This is a genomic window from Thiopseudomonas alkaliphila, assembly GCF_001267175.1.
In the GTDB taxonomy this organism is placed as follows: domain Bacteria; phylum Pseudomonadota; class Gammaproteobacteria; order Pseudomonadales; family Pseudomonadaceae; genus Oblitimonas; species Oblitimonas alkaliphila.
The window spans coordinates 1,926,020-1,945,267 of record NZ_CP012358.1 but is presented as its reverse complement, the minus strand read 5'-3'; the positions used below and the strand labels follow the sequence as shown (position 1 = coordinate 1,945,267).

Genomic DNA, 19,248 nt, shown 5'->3' with positions numbered 1-19,248 from the left:
GGTATTGGCTCTGCCAATACCGTTTTTTTATGCCTAAAGAACATATCGCCTCACAGATTAGCGCCAACCCTTGCGTAAACTGACTGATGCATTAAATTAATCACTGACTTTACTTTGCTTTTGGATTAACCATGCCCAATTCTGTTACCTGGCTACGCAATGCCTCGCCCTATATCAATGCCCACCGCGGCCGAGTGTTTGTGGTTATGCTGCCAGGCGAGGCCATGGCTCACCCCAATTTTCAAGCCATCATTCACGACCTAGTCTTACTCCATAGCCTAGGCGTCAAGCTGATACTGGTGCATGGCGCTCGTCCACAAATTGAACAGCGACTGGCCGAGCAACAGCTGGCCTCGCGTTATCATCAAGGTCTGCGTATTACCGATGGCCCCACCTTAAACTGTGTGCAACAGGCAGTAGGTCAATTACGGATTCAAATAGAAGCCTTACTCTCCACCGATATGGCCTCTTCTCCCATGCGCGGCGCCCAGGTCCAAGTAGTCAGCGGTAATTGGGTAACAGCTAAACCGATTGGCGTAGTAGAGGGTGTTGATTTACAAAGCACTGGTGAAGTACGGCGGATTAATCGTGCAGCGATTAGCCAAGTATTAGAGCGGCAAAATATTGTGCTGCTATCTGCATTAGGTTATTCGCCTACCGGTGAGGCCTTTAACCTATCAGCCGAAACCGTTGCAACCCAAGCAGCGCTCAGCTTGCATGCCGATAAGTTAATTTTGTTTAGCCCCGAACCTGGCATTGTCGATACTAAGCAGCAACTATTACGTGAACTGAACCTTGAACAAGCGCGGCAGCTAGCCGAGCAACTACCCACTACCGCGCCCAGTCGTTCGTTATTAAGTAGCGCCGTACAAGCCTGCGCTGAGACTGTTAAGCGCTGCCATGTAGTCAGCTATGCCGAAGATGGCGCCTTATTAACCGAACTCTTTACCCGCGATGGCAGCGGCACCTTAATTAGTGCCGGGCTATTTGAACAAGTACGTGAGGCTAGTATTGAAGATGTGGGCGGCTTACTGGAGCTGATCCGCCCCCTTGAAGAACAAGGAATCCTAGTGCGCCGCTCAAGAGATCTGCTTGAGCAAGAAATCAGCCACTTCTCGATTGTCGAGCGTGACGGCACCATCATTGCCTGCGCCGCCTTATATGAGTTTCCCCAAGAACAAACAGGAGAGCTCGCCTGCTTAGCAGTCCACCCTGAATATCGCCACGGCGGCCGTGGTGATGCCGTACTGGAGCGGATTGAGCAGCGCGCTCAAGCCCAGGGCTTAAATAGCCTGTTTGTCCTTACCACCCGTACCGCACACTGGTTCCAAGAGCGCGGCTTTGAACCTTGCCAGCTCGAACAGTTACCACAGAAAAAAGCAGAGTTATACAACTTCCAACGCAATTCTAAAGTTTTTCGCAAAACCTTGGGATAATACGCATTCGATTAAAAATACGTTAATATCCGCCCGATCTCGAAAAAATTGCATTTCAGCATTTTCGACAAACAAACATCAAGGAGTCATCCCATGATTAAAGGTAAATCCCTCGCATGGGCCCTGTCCGCTACGCTGGCAGGTCTTAGCTTAGGCGCTACCAGCGCTGTGCAAGCAGACGATAAGTTTGTAACCATCGGTACAGGTGGCCAAACCGGAGTGTATTACGTAGCTGGGCAGTCAATCTGCCGCTTTGTAAACCGCGATACTAAAACTACCGGCATCAAATGCAACGCCCCAGCCAGTGGTGGCGGTGTGGCCAACGTAAATGGCATTCGCAGCGGCGAATTTAACTTTGGGGTGATGCAATCTGATCACCAATACAAAGCTATGGAAGGTCTGGCGCCCTTTGAAAAAGAAGGCGCAATGGACGATATCCGCGCAGTATTTTCTCTCCAAAGTGAAGTATTCACCATTTTGGCCCGCCGCGATGCGCATATCGCCAACTTTGATGACCTTAAAGGCAAACGTGTAAACGTTGGTAACCCAGGTTCAGGTCAGCGTGACACCTTAGAAGAAATCATGGCGGTCAAAGGCTGGAGTAAAAAAGACTTTGCCTTAGCTGCAGAGCTTAAACCAGCTGAACAAGCCAGTGCGTTAGGCGACAATAACATTGATGCCATGACTTACTTCGTAGGTCATCCCAATGGTGCAATTCAAGAAGCCACGACCACCGTCGACTCGGTGTTAGTTCCGGTCACTGGCGAAGCAATTGATCAGCTCCTAGCAGAAAAATCCTACTACACCAAAGCCGAAATTCCAGGTGGCGTGTACAAGGGTAATGACAATCCCACGCCATCGATTGGCGGTAAAGCCGTATTAACCACCAGCGCTAAAGTCAGCGATGACACGGTATATGCTTTAGTTAAATCGGTGTTTGATAACTTAGATCGCTTTAAGAAATTGCACCCTGCATTTAAAGATCTAAAAGAAGAAGAAATGATCAAAGCCGGTCTCTCTGCGCCTTTACATGACGGTGCGGTGCGTTACTACAAAGAACGCGGCTGGATGTAACTTAAACGCGTTACTTCGTGATTGTAATTGAACGCCCCACCTACTCAGGTGCGGGCGTTTTTCGCTTTCTTAGCTGTTAACAGCAGGTTCTTTTATGCCTGAGAAACAACTTTCTACCCAAGAGCTAATTGCTCAAGATACCGGTGCGCGCTTGCCCGATGGCGTAATGGCCAAGGTGATGGCTGGCTTGGCATTATTATGGTCGAGCTTCCAACTATGGATTGCCTCACCACTGCCCTTCATTTTCGGATTTGGGGTGTTTAATGACACCCAAGCCCGCGCAATCCATTTAACTTTTGCGTTGTTGTTAGCTTTTTTAGCTTATCCAGCCTTTAAGCGCTCACCCCGTAACCGTGTACCCTTAATTGATATTGCTTTGGGACTGGTGGCTGCCGCCAGTGCCGCCTACCTGTTTATTTTTTATCAACAGTTAGCGCTACGCCCAGGTAGTTTAACAACTGGCGACATGGTAACCGCCTGTATTGGTATTCCCTTACTACTGGAAGCCACCCGTCGCGCCCTTGGTCCACCACTGGCGATTATTGCCCTAATCTTTTTAATCTACAGTTTGGCCGGCCCTTATATGCCCAGCCTGATCGCCCACCGCGGCGTCAGTATTAATGCGCTCGCAAACCATCAGTGGATTACCACCGAAGGGGTGTTCGGCATTGCATTGGGCGTTTCCACCAGCTTTGTGTTCTTATTTGTACTCTTTGGGGCGCTACTCGAACGTGCTGGAGCCGGTAACTATTTTATCCAGCTAGCCTTTAGCCTACTGGGACACATGCGCGGTGGTCCAGCCAAAGCGGCGGTGGTTTCTTCTGCACTGACCGGGATGATTTCTGGCTCATCAATTGCCAACGTAGTGACCACCGGTACGTTCACTATTCCGATGATGAAACGCGTTGGTTTCTCAGCAGAAAAAGCCGGTGCAGTGGAAGTGGCGTCCTCGGTTAATGGGCAAATTATGCCGCCAGTGATGGGCGCTGCTGCGTTTTTGATGGTGGAATATGTGGGGATTCCCTACGTTGAAGTGATCAAGCATGCCTTCTTACCAGCAGCAATTTCCTATATTGCCTTGCTATATATTGTGCACCTTGAAGCGCTAAAACTGGGCATGCAGCCAATTGGTGAACACACACCCAAACCTTGGTTACGCCGCTTAACCGGTTTTACCTTTGGCGTGATGCTGATCTCGGGTATTTCACTGCTGGTATATTACGGGCTCGGCTGGCTCAAGCCCGTGCTTGGCGAGTACATGCTGTTAGGTTCGGCCATTATTTTATTGGTCACCTATTTAGGCTTGTTAAAAATTGCGGCTTCAAATCCACCGCTGCCGGCGGATGCCTCAGATAAACCGATTGATGTGCTACCGAAAACGAAAGAGGTGCTGCTGTCTGGTCTGCACTTTATTTTACCGGTGGTGGTGTTGGTCTGGTGTTTGATGGTCGAACGCTTGTCGCCCGGATTGTCCGCGTTCTGGGGCAGTGTGATGCTGATGCTGATTTTAATCACCCAGCGCCCATTGCTGAACTGGATGCGCAAAGACCATAGCTTTAATCATGGCAGTTTTACCGATGGTTTAATCGACCTACGTGAAGGCTTAATCTCCGGTGCGCGCAACATGATCGGGATTGGGATTGCAACCGCAGCGGCTGGAATCATCGTCGGTGCCGTTTCCCAAACCGGTGTTGGGCTAGTTCTCGCTGATTTAGTCGAGCTACTGTCGATGGGCAACCTACTGTTGATGCTGCTATTTACTGCGGTATTTAGCTTGATTTTAGGTATGGGTTTACCCACTACCGCCAACTACATTGTGGTCTCAAGCCTGCTAGCACCCGTGATTGTCCAGCTGGGCCAACAAAATGGACTGATCGTGCCATTAATTGCCGTGCACTTATTCGTGTTTTACTTCGGCATTATGGCCGACGTGACTCCTCCGGTGGGACTGGCCTCCTTCGCGGCGGCGGCAGTTTCTAAGGGCAGTCCAATTAAAACCGGCGTGCAGGCCTTTTACTACAGTTTACGTACTGCAGCACTGCCTTTCTTGTTCATCTTTAACACCGATTTACTGTTAATCGATGTGAGCTTTTGGCACGGGTTATTAATCTTTGTTGTAGCCACTATCGCGATGCTGATCTTTGCCGCTGGAACCCAAGGTTGGTTTATCACCAAAAACCGTTGGTACGACAGTGTCTTACTGTTGTTAGTGGCTTTCACCTTATTCCGCCCAGGCTTTTGGATGGATAAGCTGCATGACCCTTACCAAGAAATTCCACCAACCGAAATGGTGCAAGCCTTAGGTCAAGTAGATGAAGGCAGCCAACTACGTTTACGGATCATGGGTGAAGATGGTATTGGTCAGCCCCGTGAGTTTGTCCTGTTACTGCCAGTGCCTTCTGGCGATACAGGTGAGCAACGCTTAGAAAAACTAGGCCTAGAACTGATGGTTGAAGATGGCAAACTACTGATCGACAACGTGGCTTTTGGCAGCCAAGCGGCTGACCTTGGCTTAGAGTTTGATCAGGAAATTTTACGCGTTCGTGCACCGACCGATCGTATCCAGAAAGAATGGATGTGGATTCCGGGATTATTACTCCTAGGCTTTATCGCTTGGCTGCAAAGTCGACGTCGAAAATCATAAACCACATCCAACTAAAAGCACCGCAACAAGAGTTATCTCTTCCTTACGTATAACTGCAGAAATAACTCCTGTTAATCTATAGCATTCAGATGTGGCAGTAAACCGCATCTGATTCTCCATAGTGGTGCTATTGCTCCAAATCACTCATTCCACAGACCAACCTAGAGCATCTTACTAAAGCTAGGTTAGCCGTATAACGGCCCTAAAAAATAATACAATAATCCAAACTCGCTAAACTCTTGAAGTTGAACTACCGCTTTAATATTGATATGTTATAACGTTACAACAAAGTAACTAATTCTACCAACCAGTTCGCATGAGACTGACTAGGAGATTTCAATGCAACTGACCACAAACCAACAGCTTGTTTTGAACGCTCTGCAACGCGCTGATCGCCCACTCAGCGCTTATGCACTTCTTGAACAGCTACGTGCAGTTGGCTTAAAGGCCCCCGTGCAGATCTATCGCGCATTGGAACAGCTAATACAACATGGTCTTGCACATCGCTTGGAAACTCTGAACGCTTACGTCACCTGTAAGTACGCTCAGCGCTGCAAGCCTAGTTTCAAGGCATTCGCTATCTGTGAAAGCTGTGGACATATCGACGAGTTTGTCGATAACGATCTAGGTCAACGCTTGGAGTGCTGGGCAGAAAACCACGATTTTTTTATGGGAGACCACGCAATTGAACTCCGTGGCGCGTGTGTGAACTGCATGAAGCTTGCTCAGACAACTCTCATCTGAATCTAGAAAACATTAGCACTATATTTCATATTTACACAGGTATACATAAATGAGCCCCCAAACTCAAACCCTGCTCACGCACCACAAACTCCCTGTCACCGTTTTATCTGGCTTTCTTGGCGCGGGCAAGACCACTTTGCTTAACCACATTCTTAATAACCGTGAGGGACGGCGCGTTGCGGTGATCGTTAATGATATGTCCGAGGTCAATATTGACGCTGATCTAGTGCGCGAGGGCGGTGCCGAATTGTCGCGCGCGGATGAAAAGCTGGTAGAAATGAGCAACGGCTGTATTTGTTGCACCTTACGCGAAGATCTCCTTGTAGAGGTCGAACGCCTCGCAAGAGAAGGAAAATTCGACCAACTAGTTATCGAGTCTACAGGCATCTCTGAACCCTTACCTGTGGCTGAAACCTTCACTTTCGAAGGGGAAGATGGCCGCTGTCTGAACGAAATGGCTCAGCTCGATACCATGGTTACGGTAGTCGATGCCTACAACTTCCTGCGCGATTACAGCTCATATGACAGTTTGCAGTCGCGCGGCGAGTCCCTGGGTGAAGAAGACGAGCGCACAGTAGTGGATCTGCTGATTGAGCAGATCGAATTTTGCGATGTGATTGTGCTCAACAAAATCGATCTCATCAGCACCGAAGAACGCGAGCGGTTGATGGCTATTTTGAGCAGCCTCAACCCCCGAGCCCGCATCGAAATCGCGGAGTTTGGCAAGGTGTCGCTGGAGCGCGTGCTGAATACGGGCTTGTTTAATTTCGACGAAGCGTCCAGAGCTCCAGGCTGGCTACAGGAGCTTCGTGGTACGCACACTCCCGAAACTGAAGAATACGGCATCAGTAGCTTTGTCTACCGAGCTCGTCGCCCCTTTCACCCCCAGCGTTTTTTCGATCTGGTCGAAAGCGAATGGCAGGGTGTGGTTCGCTCTAAAGGCTTCTTCTGGCTGGCGACAAACCCGACATTAGCTGGTTCTTGGTCACAGGCTGGTGCTGTCGCGCGGCATGGTGTTGCTGGCTACTGGTGGGCAGCAATGCCACAGGAGCACTGGCCGCAAGACCCAGAATCGGTCGCGCTGATTCGTGCGAAATGGGATGACCAAGTAGGTGATGCCCGCCAAGAGCTCGTATTGATTGGCATGGACATGGACGAAACAGCGCTACGTGCCCGTTTTGAAGCCTGTTTGCTGACCGACGAGGAAATGGCTCACGGCCCCAACGTTTGGACAACTTGGCATAACCCTTTCCCCAACTGGTCCTAATTCGACCGTGCTCCCCATGCTCCAGACCGAGTGGGGTGCACCCCATTCCACATTGGATTTGAGTATGAATATAGCACTACCTGATGTCTCAATCACTGATATTTCTTCCAACTTGAGCCCACTCGCCTGGGTCGGTATGCAGAATATCGACCTCCCCATCACTGTGGCTGAACCGGGGTACCGCCGTGATCTGCATGCGCGCGCCGATGTGCAGGTTGACCTGCCGGTACCACACATCAAGGGCATCCATATGTCTCGGTTGTACCGATTGCTGGATACCTTAGGCCAAGGTGAAGCGCTTTCGCGCGCCGGCTTACATCAGTTACTAAAGGCCATGATCGACAGCCATCAAGACTGCGACAGCCGCAGCGCACGGCTGCGTTTGAACTTGGATCTGCTGGTGCGCCGCCCAGCGTTAATTACTCAAGACCTTTCTGGCTGGAAGTCCTACCCAGTTCGCCTTGACGCCTCGCTCATCGACGGCAGGTTCAACTGTCGCATGCAAGTCACCGTAGGTTACTCTTCGACATGCCCCTGTTCGGCAGCTCTGTCTCGACAGCTAATCGAACAAAGGTTCAAGGAAGCCTTCGAAGCGCAGGAGTCTATAGAAACCACTAGCGCGGCAGCTTGGCTGCGTCGCCATGCCTCTCTGGCAACACCACACAGCCAACGCAGTGAAGCGGTGGTCGCCGTGAACACCAACGATGAGACTACTATGCTTGGTTTGCTGCCACTAATCGAGCGAATTGAGCAGGCTGTCGGCACACCACTGCAAACGGCCGTCAAACGTGCTGATGAACAAGTATTCGCATCGCTCAACGGCCAAAACCTGATGTTCGTCGAAGACGCAGTGCGTCGTATCGAGGCTGCCCTGGACGACTATATACGACCCAGCATTCACGTCCGTCATCTTGAGAGTTTGCATCCTCATGATGCAGTGGCTTGGGCCTCTCCGTTACCTGAAGGAGTACTTACATGAGCTCTAGTTCCTCCCATAATCTGATTTCTGTGACGTTACTAACAGGTCTTCTCGACAGTGGCAAGACAATCGTGTTGAACCATCTCGTACAACAAACCAAGAGGGCGGATATTTTGGTCATCATCAACAAACTCGGCGGGATGGGGCTGGATCACTTGCTTGTGAGGTGGCTGAAGGTGCTGATGAATCTGCTCGGCAGTAACATCTTGATCTTGCGCGTCAAAGGCTTTTTGAATGTTGAAGGGCATGACAAGCCGATTGTTATACATGGAAGTAAGCATATCTTCCACCCTCCCGTTCCGTCACCCACTTGGCCGACCAACGATCATCGTTCTCGGTTGGTCTTTATCACGCAGGATGTAAGTAAAAGCGCGATCGAAGCCACTTTCCGGGCCTTCCAGCAGGTCTTCCCGCAAGCCACGGAGTCCGCTCGATGACACCCCACATCCGCCTGTACAACACCTTGACGCGCCAAAAGGAGCCGTTGCGCACCGAACAACCGGATCGGGTGACGATGTATGTGTGCGGCCCTACGGTCTATAACTTCGCCCATATCGGCAATGCGCGCCCCGCCGTGGCCTTTGACTTGCTGTCCCGACTGCTGCGGCACGACTACCCACAGGTGATCTACGCACGCAACTTCACCGACGTGGATGACAAGATCAATGCTGCTGCAGCCGCTGCGGGCGTTCCCATCAGTACCATCACCCATCGCTATATCGACGCCTACCATGAGGATATGCAAGCACTGGGTGTGTTATCGCCTGAACTCGAACCTCGTGTCACCGACCACATCCCTGCGATCATCGAGCTGATTCAAACGTTGGTTAAACGGGGCCACGCCTACATCAAGCAAGGGCATGTGTTGTTCCATGTATCGTCCTATCCAGACTATGGGCGACTGTCGGGCCGACGCACCGAAGACATGCTGGCAGGCGCTCGTGTGGAAGTTGCTCCGTACAAACGCGACCCGCTGGACTTTGTGCTCTGGAAACCGTCGACGCCGGACCAGCCAGGCTGGGACAGCCCATGGGGCCGAGGCCGACCCGGATGGCATGTGGAGTGCTCGGCCATGATCGGACAACACCTGGGACACACCATCGACATTCACGGCGGTGGGCAGGATCTGATCTTCCCCCATCACGAAAATGAAATCGCACAGGGTACTTGCGCACACGGCACACTCTATTGCCGCACCTGGGTGCACAACAGCTTCGTTACAGTGGATGGGCAAAAAATGTCCAAATCACTGGGCAATGTGCTGTTGATGCGCGAGCTACTGGAACAGGCGCCGGGAGAAGCAATCCGGCTGGCACTGCTGTCCACTCACTACCGTCGACCGCTGAACTGGAACGCCCAACGTCTCCAGGCCGCGAAACAGACCTTGACGTGCTATTACGAGAGCCTGGTAAAGGTCGAACAGGTACCTATCCAGCCCCAAACCGAGGTAGACCCAGAGGTATTGGAGGCCTTGCGCAATGATCTGAATGTCCCAAACGCCTTGATGCGACTGCACGTTCTGTTGAAGCAACTCGATGACGCGGTCACCCCGGTTCAACAATCACATGCCAAGTCTTTGTTGCTGGCTTCTGCGGGATTGATGGGACTATTCCAACAGGAGCCCCATGCCGCCCTGGCAACGCTACGTCCGACAACGCCGTTAGCCGTCGCGCAGTATGCCGATGACGAGAGGCTCAAGGCTCTTCTAGTGCAACGTGAACAGGCGCGCAAACATCGCAACTTCGCCCGAGCGGATGCGCTGCGCGAGGAGTTGGAAGGCCTAGGCTTCATGGTTGAAGACACATCTACCGGACCACTGCTACGCCCAGTTGCCAAGGAGCCTGCATGAAGCGCTGGCCCTCACAACTGCTGATGCTACTGGTGCGCGGCTACCAATTGTTCATCAGCCCGATGCTCGGTCAACGTTGCCGCTTCCACCCCACGTGCTCGCAATATGCCATTGAGGCGCTGAAGACCTATGGCGCGCTCAAAGGCTCATGGCTCACCCTGATGCGTCTTGGGCGCTGCCACCCTCTGCATCCTGGTGGATACGACCCGGTGCCGCCCACCAAGCCCGGCAAGGAGGACGGTCAATGCTGATCCGCAAGCTGTTCAAGTTCGAGAACGCCCGTATCCATATAGTACGTGGTTTCAGCACTCAACACTACACGGCGATTTACCAACGCCTCACCGAGGCTCCTAAGAAAGAGAAATAGTATGAGTAGTAAAGCTTTTATCGACCAATTGGTGGTCGATAGTTTGCAAGTTTGGTGCGACAACGTCGTCCGAATTGGCAAGATCCACTCAGAAGGTGGCGATGTAGCGGCCACAGCAGCGCAGATACTCAGTGACAACTACGACTATGACAAGGGCAAGGTGCTGTTCAAGCCGACGTTGACCTTCAGTTTACAGACCTTTCGCTCGACCAAGGAAGGCGCACTTTCCTACTTCATTGGCGGCAATCCCGAGTTTCCAGACGACAAGGGTTTCAAGCTCAAGCCTTGGGTGAAGGTCTGGTTCAACAAGCTCGATTATGTGCTTCATGGCGACCTTGCAATCGTTCAGTGCAACGTTGTTCACTTCGTCGGAGGTGATGATAGCCACATTTTCGTCAACAAAAGTTTCGTCTTCAAGATTTGCGATAACGGCAGAGTCAGAATTGTCCTTCATCAGTCGTCGTTGCCGTTTCATCCACAGGCGCCACAGTAAATGACCTCAATTGTTTCCAATCAGACTCTCGTAATCACCTTGCCAGATGGATCGAAGCGTGAGTTCGGTCTCCCTGTGACGGTGCTCGAAGTTGCTCAATCTATCAGCCCCGGACTGGCCAAAAACACTGTGGCGGGCAAGCTTGACGATCGCTTGGTCGATGCTTACGACCTGATTGACCACGACACCGCGCTGCTGATCATCACCCCCAGGGACGAAGAAGGACTGGAAATCATCCGGCACTCGTGTGCGCACTTGGTCGGCCACGCCGTCAAGCAGCTCTTTCCTTCCTCCAAGATGGTTATCGGTCCGGTAATTGAGGAAGGTTTCTACTACGACATCGCCTACGAGCGTCCCTTCACCCCCGAGGACATGGTCGCCATTGAGGCGCGGATGCACGAACTGATCGCCAGGCACTATGTAGTGGTCAAATAATTCCAGACACTTTGTTAAGAATTTCTTCCGCTGCTAGCGGAGTCAAGCCACGATTAAATGTATGTGGTCGTTGCTGATTATAATATTTCATCAGGTAACCACTGATATCTTTTTGAGCAGCCATAAAACTGTTATACCCAAACATTGGTACCCACTCTGTTTTTAAGCTACGAAATAGTCGCTCCACCGGTGCATTATCCCAGCAGTTACCTCGGCGACTCATACTTTGAACCATGCGATATTGCCATAGACGCTGACGAAACTGATAGCTAGCGTACTGTGAGCCTTGATCTGAGTGAAATAACACACCTTGCGGACGACCGCGCTGCTCCCATGCATGCTCTAACGATTTTACGATTAAGCTGGCATCAGCTGTTTCAGACATAGACCAACCAACTACCCGTCGAGCATAAAGATCCAAAACAACTGCTAGGTAACTCCAGCGCTGACCTGTCCAGATGTAAGTAATATCCCCGCACCAAACTTGATTAGGTCGTGTTACAGCAAACTTCCTGTCTAAACGGTTCGGTATATCAAGTCGTTCAAGCGTGGCTTGTTTGTACACGTGCGAGCCTGGCTGCTTACATGATAGACCGAGTTCGTTCATCATCTTACGCACCTTAAAACGACCTATAGTGACACCTTGTTTACTCAGCATACATTGCAAAGTGCGACTGCCCGCTGAGTAGCGACTCTTGTTAAATAATTGACTTACCAGCGCTCTTAGCTTGATGTGCTCGACATCTACTCGTCGCGATCTTTTTCGATACTCATAGTAACAAGAGCGATTAACCTCAAAGGTCGCACACACGATTTCAACAGGGGCATACTCTCTTAACTTCTCAATTAGCGTGTATGTTTCCAATCGTCCGACATTAAGAGAGCTGTAGCCTTTTTTAATATGGATTTCTCCATCTCAAGCCGTCTGCAGCGCTCTTCAAGCTCTTGAATGCGCTGTTGTTCTTGGGTTATTGCTTTACCTTTTGGAGTGATACCTTGACGCTCTTCTGAGAGCTGTTTAACCCATCGGTGCAAGGCCGACTTACTCACACCTAATGATGTGCAGGCTTGGGCAAGACTGTAGCCTTGATCAAGCACCAAGCTAGCGGCTTCTTGTTTGAATTCTGGAGTAAAAGTACGTTGTTTGTTTATCATAGAGCACCTCTTTATGGCGAACATTATCGCCTAAGTAGATGTCTGGTTTCATTAGACCACTACACGCCTTCTACGGTCCGAAGCTAGAATTCGTGCTACGCGATGCTATCGGCCGGGACTGGCAGTGCGGCACCCTGCAGGTGGATATGAATCTGCCCAAGCGCTTCGGTATCGAATACGTGGACGAAGACGGCCAGCGCAAACCTCCGGTCATGCTGCACCGTGCCCTGTTCGGTTCACTGGAACGCTTCACCGGCATCCTGATCGAGCACCACGCTGGCAAGCTGCCCGCCTGGCTCGCGCCCGTACAGGCTGTGGTGCTGTCGATCACCGAAGATCACACTGCCTATGTGCAAGATGTGGCTCAGCTGCTGCGCAGTGCTGGTCTACGCGCCGAGGCCGACGTGCGCAACGAGAAGATCGGCTACAAGATCCGTGAGCAAACGCTGCAGCGTATCCCTTTCCTGCTGGTGGCCGGCGCCCGGGAGCGCGATAACGGTACCATCGCCATCCGTAGCCGTGAGGGCGAGGATCTCGGCACGCTGCCCCTGGATCAAGCCGTGGCGCACTTGCTGGCCCAGGCGCAGACCCCGGATCTGTCGACACGCCAGGCGGCGCTAAGCGACTTACGTGCCCGCTTGGCGACCTATGGCAATACTGCCGAGGCAAAAGCGCCGCAAGAGGCCAGCGCATGAACGATCAACGCCTCCCCCACCGTCATGCCGATCTGCTGGTTCAGGGCGGCACGGTCATCACCCCCAACGGGGCCGAGCGCATCGACGTGGCCTGCGTGGATGGCCGCGTCGTGGCACTGGGCGATCTGCAGCAGACCTGGAATGCGGATACACGGCTCGACGCCTGCGGTTTGCATGTACTGCCCGGCGTGGTCGATAGTCAGGTGCATTTTCGCGAGCCTGGCCTGACTCATAAGGAAAACCTTGAGGCGGGCACTCGCGGCGCAGTGCTGGGCGGCGTCACGGCCATCTTCGAGATGCCCAACACCAGCCCGCTGACGCTCACCCCCTCCGACCTGCAGGCCAAACTAGATGCGGCGAGTGGCCGCGCCTGGTGCGATCATGCCTTCTATATCGGCGGCTCGGCGGTCAATCCCGAGCAGCTGTTGGAGTTGGAAAACCTGCCTGGCTGCGCCGGCGTCAAGGTCTTCATGGGCAGCTCCTTCGGCGACCTGCTAGCCGACGATACCGAAGTGCTGCGCCACATCCTGCGCCACGGTCGCCGCCGCATAGCCGTGCACGCCGAGGACGAAGCCCGGCTGCGCGAACGCAAAGCTATCGTCGAGACCAGTGCCCTGATGGCCACCCAGCGCATCGTGCAGCTGGCGGCAGAAACTGGCCGGCGCATCCACGTGCTGCACGTCAGCAGTGCGGCTGAAATGGAGTACCTGACCAAGCACAAGCGCCGCGTTACGGTGGAAGTCACGCCACACCACCTGACGATGCACGCGCCAGACTGCTACGAACGTCTGGGCAGCTTGGCACAAATGAATCCGCCGGTACGTGAACAGCGCCACCAAGACACACTATGGCAAGGCATACGCGATGGTGTGGTGGACGTCATCGGAAGCGATCACGCCCCGCATACGCTTAACGAAAAAGCCAAGCCTTACCCGCGGTCACCCAGCGGCATGCCCGGCGTACAAACTCTGCTGCCACTGATGCTTGACCATGTACATGCTGGTCGCCTGAGTCTGCAACGCTTGGTCGACCTCACCAGCGGTGGCCCAGCACGCATCTTCGGGATTGAAGGCAAGGGTCGCATCGCCCTGGGTTTCGATGCCGATTTCAGCATCGTCGATCTGCAAGCACGCCGCACCATCCGCAATGACTGGATCGCCAGCGTTAGCGGCTGGACCCCCTATGACGGTGTGACAGTCACGGGGTGGCCTATCCATACCGTTTTGCGCGCCCAGGTGGTGGTACATGACGAGACATTAGTCGGACAGCCCCAGGGAAGGCCCCTCGGTTTTCTGGAGGCCCGGCACAATTCACCCACACAAGGAATCAATGATGAGTAAAACACTAGAAGCAACTCTGCCGGTAGGAACGCCAAAATCGGCCCCGACTTTCAGCCCCAGGAAATCCATCGAGCAGGTTGAAGAAGGCCATGAACTGGCGCCGAAGTTCGACCGCGACGGTCTAATCGTCTGCGTGACCACCGATGCCGCCAATGGCGAAGTGCTCATGCTGGGCTATATGAACCAGGATGCCCTAGAAAAAACCATCGAGACTCGCGAGGCCCACTACTGGAGTCGGTCACGCCAGGCCTTATGGCACAAGGGCGCGATCAGTGGTCTGGTTCAGGCCGTAGAGGAATTGCGGATTGACGACGATCAGGACGCCGTGTGGCTGCGCGTGCGCGTCGCGGGCTCAGGCGCGAGCTGTCATGTAGGCTATCGGTCCTGCTTCTACCGCCGCGTCCCGGTCAGCAATGAGCGCGGACAGGGCGACACACTGATCTTTACCGAATCGGACAAGACGTTTGACCCGAAACAGGTCTACGGCGATGCCCCCAACCCTACACAGCTCTGACGATGCCCGCTGGATGCGGCGAGTACTTGATCTAGCGCAGGCGATGCGCGGTCATGTCTGGCCAATCCACCTGTCGGCTGCGTCATCATAAAGAACGGTATCTGCATTGGCGAAGGGGCCACTCAGCCCAGCGGCCGGCCTCATGCCGAACGGGTTGCGCTGAACATCGCCGGCGAAGCCGCCTGGGGAGCTACCCTGTACGTTACCCTGGAGTCGTGTTGTCATTGGGGCCATACCTCGCCATGCGCAGACGCTATTATCATGGTCAGTATCACCCGTGTAGTCGCTTCGCAACAAAGCCCCAATCCACGGGTAAACGGAGGCGGCTTCCGACAGTTGGCTGAGGCGGGAATCGACGTTGCCATCGGCGAAGGAGCTGAGGAAACCGCCCGCATCATGATAGGCTTTCTGCACCGTGTGCGCACTGAAACTCCACATTTTACTTGGCTGAAAAAGCCGGCTGGCAGGGTACGCTATGGAGAAGATGCTTTGTTGATGACCCAACAGGGTTTACCCAGCTTGGTGCTGACCTCTCAGCGTGCCTTAGCCCCCTCGATATCAACCGACACACGGATGTCTTAACTGGTCTCGTTTAGCTCGGACTGACCACCGTCGCAATCTATATCGCTGACCCCTTGGCGGCTGTTTTTGGCTCTCCACACCTTCTGGAGAATCACTTATCTCGCCTCATTTATGAGCACTAAAAAACACAGTTTACTCGCAGTTTATGGAAAAAATCAGCCAAATTTCGGCTCATTTACTGTTTTTTCTAGCACAGGCCAACTAATCTGACCTCGCAGTGAGCCCAGTAAAAAAACTGGCGTTTATGTCGGAGATTGATTCTAGCCAGCTGGAACACCGAGGCTTCACAAAGCAGCTTGGTATCACTTAAATCATCCCGGCCTTGGGCATGCTGGATCAGCAGCGTGCCCAGTTGACACATGAGCAAGTAATGCTTTATTAGAAGCGTTCACCACTACCTCAGGTAGAAGACAACCTAATTAATTGGCATCAGCATAGAGTGGAAAGTTGCTGCAAAGCTGCGTCACTTGCTGAGCCACCAAGGGTGCAACCTGTCCCAGAGTTTGCTGCTCTAAGGCATCCAACACATCAGCAATCCAATGCGCTAGTTGCTGACACTCGGTCTGCGTAAATCCTCGGGTAGTTACCGCTGGTGTTCCTAAACGCACTCCCGAAGTTACAAACGGCGAACGTGGGTCATTCGGTACTGAGTTTTTGTTGGTAACAATACCCGCTTGGCTTAACGCTAAATCAGCCGCTTGTCCGGTGTAAGGTTTAGCCGATAAGTCTAGTAGTAGCATGTGATTATCGGTACCGCCAGAAACCACCTTAAAGCCTCGGCGTAGCAATACTTCTGCCATGCTTTGCGCATTTTTTACCACCTGTTGCTGATAACCGACAAAACTTGGCTGCAACGCTTCTTTAAGCGCCACCGCTTTAGCAGCAATCACATGCATTAATGGTCCGCCCTGAATCCCTGGAAACACTGCACTATCCAGTTTTTTATAGAACTCTGCTGACTGCCCTTGCGATAGAATCAAACCACCACGTGGGCCACGCAAGGTTTTATGGGTGGTGCTGGTAACTACGTGGGCATGCGGCAGTGGCGAAGGATAAACACCCGCGGCGACTAAACCGGCAACATGCGCCATATCTGCCCAAAAGTAAGCACCGACCTCATCGGCAATTTCGCGCATCTTTGCCCAATCCACATGCCGCGAATAGGCAGAAAATCCGCCAATTAACAACTTAGGGCGCGTTTCTAAAGCAATGTTACGCATCTGTTGATAATCAATTAAACCAGTTTCAGGATCTACGCCATAGGCAACAATTTGGTACTGGCGACCCGAGAAGTTAGCAGGATTACCATGAGTTAAATGCCCGCCTTGAGCTAAGTTCATGCCCATCACCACATCGCCCGGCTGAACCAAAGCCAGAAAAATTGCCGCATTTGCTTGCGCGCCTGAGTGCGGCTGTACGTTAACGTAATCGCAATTAAATAAGGTTTTAGCTCGTGCAATCGCTAGTTTTTCTGCTACATCAACATGCTCACAACCGCTGTAATAACGGCGATCGGGGTAACCTTCGGCATATTTATTCGTAAATATCGAGCTCTGGATGGCCATCACCCGTGGGCTAACATAATTTTCTGAAGCGATTAGCTCAGCGTGCTCCAATTGGCGCTGCTTTTCTGCTTGCTCGGCTGCATATAATAAAGGGTCAAACTCGGCTAAAGAAAGCGTGGTTGAGTGCATAGGAATATTCCTCATAAAGTTAATTTAATAAAGCGACTAGGCGCTGAACAATTTCTTCAATCTGCTCGGCGCCACAAATTAGTGCGGGTAATAAGCGAATATTTTTCTGCCGCGTCACGCTGATTAGTAGCTGTTGTTGCTGCAAAGCTTGGCTGACTAAATGACTAGCGTCTTGATTAAGCTCAATTGCTAGCATTAGCCCAACTCCACGGATGGATATTACGTTCGGATGCCCAGCCAGCTGCTCTTGCAGACGTTGTAATAATTGCTGTCCACGTTGCTGAGCATTAATCACGAGTTGATCACGCTGGATAATGTCCAGTACCTGACAAGCAGTGCGGCAAACCAGCGGATTACCGCCAAACGTTGAGGCGTGAGTACCCGCTTGTAACAATTGCGCAGCAGCGCCTTTTGCTAAACACGCACCAATTGGCAAGCCATTGCCCAGCGCTTTAGCTAAGGTCATAACATCGGGTACAATGTCACTGTGCTGATAAGCAAACCATTGCCCTGTGCGCCCAAGTCCGGTTTGCACTTCATCGAGCATCAACAACCACTGTTGTTGATCACACACTGTGCGCAACTGCTGTAGGTAGGTTGCCTCGACGGGATTGACGCCACCTTCACCTTGCACTGGTTCCAATAATACTGCTGCAATATCCGTGCGAGTAGTTAACACTTTCACCGCATCAATATCGTTGTAAGGCACCCGAATAAAGTCATCTGGAAGCGGTGTAAAGTCTTGCTTAATTGCTGGGTTACCAGTGGCTGCCAAGGTCGCAAATGTGCGCCCGTGAAAACTGTTTTCCATCACTACCACTTTACTGGCGCTAATCCCCAGTTGTTTACCATGCAATCGAGCAATTTTTAATGCGGCTTCATTAGCCTCTGCGCCTGAGTTGGCAAAAAAAGCCCCATCCATTTGTGCCAACTGACACAGCTTTTCCGCGAGTTGCTGCTGCCACTGAATGCCAAATAAGTTGGAGGTGTGTAACAGACAGCGCGCTTGTTGACTAATTACTTCGGCGATTTCTGGGTGTGCATGTCCTAAGTTAGTTACCGCTACCCCAGCAATCGCATCCAGATACACATTGCCTTGCTGATCCCATAACTGCATACCCTGCCCGCGCACAAAACTCACAGGCTGACGCTGGTAACTGGGCATTAAATAATCCTGTTGCATGATTAATTATTCTCTTGAGTTGGCCAGTAATAAGCATCCGGTGTTGCACGCGCGCCAAAGATCGCTTGCCCTACTCGCACCACGGTTGCGCCTTCTTCAATAGCAATCTCAAAATCGCCTGACATGCCCATCGAAAGTTGATCAATCTGACTACTCGAAGCCAGTTGCTGATGGAGCAAACTACGTAATTCGCGCAAACGCTGAAAACACGCACGTACTTGTTGTACATCGGTAGAAAAAATTGCCAAAGTCATTAATCCTGTGATACGTAGCTGCTTGAAGGCTTGTAACTGCTCCACAAAAGGAATTAGCTCCTCGGGAGATATGCCGTATTTACTGGCTTCATTTGAGGTGTTAACCTGCACAAACACGTCTAAACAGCGCCCTTGCTGTGCAAGGCATTTATCTAAGGTAGCTGCTACTTTTAAGTTATCTAGCGCCTGAAACTCGCTAGCAAAGCGCGCCACATATTTAGCTTTATTAGTCTGCAAGTGCCCAATCACCGACCAACGAATATCTTCTAGGTCTTGCATATTTTCTGCTTTGCGCTGGGCTTCCTGTACTTTGTTTTCACCAAAATCGCGGCAACCTGCAGCGTATGCTAGTCTTAAATCTTCTTCAGCAAAGGTCTTGCTAACGGGTAATAAGCGCACGCTTTGAGGATCACGCCCAACACGCAAGCAAGCTTCGACAATGCGCTGTTCAACTCGTCGAAAGTTGCTAACAAAGTCCTCGATGCTATTGGCTTTAGCGTAGGTGCCATGTAACGAGTGGCTGGTATCCGCTGAATTAGGCAT

At 52.0% G+C, this 19,248-nt stretch carries 17 protein-coding genes and 2 pseudogenes; 15 read left to right on the top strand and 4 right to left on the bottom strand.

All coding sequences use genetic code 11. The annotated features are described in order from the left end of the window. Positions 1-131 precede the first annotated feature (131 nt). The 11 genes and pseudogenes from argA to AKN87_RS09315 form a co-directional block, all read left to right on the top strand. Positions 132-1,436, top strand: a complete 1,305-nt coding sequence (argA, locus tag AKN87_RS09365) for an amino-acid N-acetyltransferase (RefSeq protein WP_053103263.1) — start codon at positions 132-134, stop codon at positions 1,434-1,436. A gap of 96 nt (positions 1,437-1,532) precedes the next feature. Continuing rightward, a complete protein-coding gene (locus tag AKN87_RS09360; protein WP_053101959.1) occupies positions 1,533-2,510 on the top strand; it encodes a TAXI family TRAP transporter solute-binding subunit in 978 nt (325 codons plus the stop codon). 94 nt (positions 2,511-2,604) lie between these two features. After that, complete coding sequence (locus AKN87_RS09355) at positions 2,605-5,154, top strand: TRAP transporter permease (RefSeq protein ID WP_053103262.1); 2,550 nt, start codon at positions 2,605-2,607, stop codon at positions 5,152-5,154. A 339-nt stretch (positions 5,155-5,493) separates the two neighbouring features. Next, on the top strand, positions 5,494-5,898 hold the full coding sequence (locus tag AKN87_RS09350) for a Fur family transcriptional regulator (protein WP_053103261.1): 405 nt from the start codon (positions 5,494-5,496) through the stop codon (positions 5,896-5,898). Between the two features lie 49 nt (positions 5,899-5,947). Then, the gene (gene zigA / locus AKN87_RS09345; RefSeq protein ID WP_053103260.1) at positions 5,948-7,165 is read left to right on the top strand and encodes a zinc metallochaperone GTPase ZigA; all 1,218 of its coding nucleotides are present in this window, start codon (positions 5,948-5,950) and stop codon (positions 7,163-7,165) included. 64 nt (positions 7,166-7,229) lie between these two features. After that, a complete protein-coding gene (folE2, locus tag AKN87_RS09340; protein ID WP_053103259.1) occupies positions 7,230-8,144 on the top strand; it encodes a GTP cyclohydrolase FolE2 in 915 nt (304 codons plus the stop codon). Then, positions 8,141-8,581, top strand: coding sequence for a CobW C-terminal domain-containing protein (locus AKN87_RS09335; protein WP_053103258.1), 441 nt, complete (start codon positions 8,141-8,143; stop codon positions 8,579-8,581). The genes folE2 and AKN87_RS09335 overlap by 4 nt, the downstream gene beginning before the upstream one ends. Then, complete coding sequence (gene cysS, locus AKN87_RS09330; RefSeq protein ID WP_053103257.1) at positions 8,578-9,993, top strand: cysteine--tRNA ligase; 1,416 nt, start codon at positions 8,578-8,580, stop codon at positions 9,991-9,993. The genes AKN87_RS09335 and cysS overlap by 4 nt, the downstream gene beginning before the upstream one ends. Beyond that, complete coding sequence (gene yidD, locus AKN87_RS09325) at positions 9,990-10,244, top strand: membrane protein insertion efficiency factor YidD (RefSeq protein ID WP_053103256.1); 255 nt, start codon at positions 9,990-9,992, stop codon at positions 10,242-10,244. Before cysS ends, yidD begins: the two co-directional genes overlap by 4 nt. Before the next feature lie 117 nt (positions 10,245-10,361). After that, positions 10,362-10,853, top strand: coding sequence for a hypothetical protein (locus AKN87_RS09320; protein ID WP_053103255.1), 492 nt, complete (start codon positions 10,362-10,364; stop codon positions 10,851-10,853). Next, positions 10,854-11,285 (top strand): annotated as a pseudogene (locus AKN87_RS09315) (TGS domain-containing protein); the annotation flags it as partial. It abuts the gene before it with no gap. Here AKN87_RS09315 and AKN87_RS09310 read toward each other — a convergent pair. Next, positions 11,281-12,443 (bottom strand): IS3 family transposase gene (locus AKN87_RS09310; protein WP_096334862.1). Its coding sequence is split into 2 segments (ribosomal slippage): positions 11,281-12,188 and positions 12,188-12,443, totalling 1,164 coding nucleotides; the frame shifts between segments, so codons are not numbered across the junction. The pseudogene AKN87_RS09315 and the gene AKN87_RS09310 sit on opposite strands and share 5 nt — an antisense overlap. A 65-nt stretch (positions 12,444-12,508) precedes the next feature. Here AKN87_RS09310 and AKN87_RS09300 point away from each other — a divergent pair. The 4 genes and pseudogenes from AKN87_RS09300 to AKN87_RS12520 all read left to right on the top strand — a co-directional run. Next, positions 12,509-13,138: pseudogene (locus AKN87_RS09300) on the top strand (His/Gly/Thr/Pro-type tRNA ligase C-terminal domain-containing protein); the annotation flags it as partial. Then, positions 13,135-14,478, top strand: coding sequence for a dihydroorotase (locus AKN87_RS09295; protein ID WP_053103252.1), 1,344 nt, complete (start codon positions 13,135-13,137; stop codon positions 14,476-14,478). The pseudogene AKN87_RS09300 and the gene AKN87_RS09295, both read left to right, overlap by 4 nt. Next, positions 14,471-14,992, top strand: coding sequence for a phosphoribosyl-AMP cyclohydrolase (gene hisI, locus AKN87_RS09290; protein ID WP_096335120.1), 522 nt, complete (start codon positions 14,471-14,473; stop codon positions 14,990-14,992). Before AKN87_RS09295 ends, hisI begins: the two co-directional genes overlap by 8 nt. Positions 14,993-15,049: 57 nt before the next feature. Then, entirely contained in the window at positions 15,050-15,574 is a 525-nt protein-coding gene (locus AKN87_RS12520) for a bifunctional diaminohydroxyphosphoribosylaminopyrimidine deaminase/5-amino-6-(5-phosphoribosylamino)uracil reductase RibD (protein WP_080995550.1), read from the top strand. A 419-nt stretch (positions 15,575-15,993) separates the two neighbouring features. Here the strand turns inward: AKN87_RS12520 and glyA are convergent, their stop codons facing one another. From glyA to AKN87_RS09265, 3 genes are read right to left on the bottom strand one after another with little or no spacing between them, the layout of a single operon-like run. Then, on the bottom strand, positions 15,994-17,268 hold the full coding sequence (gene glyA / locus AKN87_RS09275) for a serine hydroxymethyltransferase (RefSeq protein WP_053103248.1): 1,275 nt from the start codon (positions 17,266-17,268) through the stop codon (positions 15,994-15,996). Between the two features lie 19 nt (positions 17,269-17,287). After that, a complete protein-coding gene (locus AKN87_RS09270) occupies positions 17,288-18,451 on the bottom strand; it encodes an aspartate aminotransferase family protein (RefSeq protein ID WP_053103247.1) in 1,164 nt (387 codons plus the stop codon). Positions 18,452-18,453: 2 nt separating this feature from the next. After that, positions 18,454-19,248 (bottom strand): YggS family pyridoxal phosphate-dependent enzyme, encoded by a 795-nt coding sequence (locus AKN87_RS09265; protein ID WP_053103246.1) that lies wholly within the window; start codon positions 19,246-19,248, stop codon positions 18,454-18,456.

Bases quoted from the DNA above. Each gene is read 5' to 3' on its own strand.
- AKN87_RS09320 (WP_053103255.1), top strand. From the start codon at position 10,362: ATGAGTAGTAAAGCTTTTATCGACCAATTGGTGGTCGATAGTTTGCAA.
- glyA (WP_053103248.1), bottom strand. From the start codon at position 17,268: ATGCACTCAACCACGCTTTCTTTAGCCGAGTTTGACCCTTTATTATAT.
- cysS (WP_053103257.1), top strand. From the start codon at position 8,578: ATGACACCCCACATCCGCCTGTACAACACCTTGACGCGCCAAAAGGAG.
- AKN87_RS09265 (WP_053103246.1), bottom strand. From the start codon at position 19,248: ATGCCTAATTCAGCGGATACCAGCCACTCGTTACATGGCACCTACGCT.
- AKN87_RS09350 (WP_053103261.1), top strand. From the start codon at position 5,494: ATGCAACTGACCACAAACCAACAGCTTGTTTTGAACGCTCTGCAACGC.
- yidD (WP_053103256.1), top strand. From the start codon at position 9,990: ATGAAGCGCTGGCCCTCACAACTGCTGATGCTACTGGTGCGCGGCTAC.
- folE2 (WP_053103259.1), top strand. From the start codon at position 7,230: ATGAATATAGCACTACCTGATGTCTCAATCACTGATATTTCTTCCAAC.
- AKN87_RS09355 (WP_053103262.1), top strand. From the start codon at position 2,605: ATGCCTGAGAAACAACTTTCTACCCAAGAGCTAATTGCTCAAGATACC.
- zigA (WP_053103260.1), top strand. From the start codon at position 5,948: ATGAGCCCCCAAACTCAAACCCTGCTCACGCACCACAAACTCCCTGTC.
- AKN87_RS09335 (WP_053103258.1), top strand. From the start codon at position 8,141: ATGAGCTCTAGTTCCTCCCATAATCTGATTTCTGTGACGTTACTAACA.
- argA (WP_053103263.1), top strand. From the start codon at position 132: ATGCCCAATTCTGTTACCTGGCTACGCAATGCCTCGCCCTATATCAAT.
- hisI (WP_096335120.1), top strand. From the start codon at position 14,471: ATGAGTAAAACACTAGAAGCAACTCTGCCGGTAGGAACGCCAAAATCG.
- AKN87_RS09295 (WP_053103252.1), top strand. From the start codon at position 13,135: ATGAACGATCAACGCCTCCCCCACCGTCATGCCGATCTGCTGGTTCAG.
- AKN87_RS09270 (WP_053103247.1), bottom strand. From the start codon at position 18,451: ATGCAACAGGATTATTTAATGCCCAGTTACCAGCGTCAGCCTGTGAGT.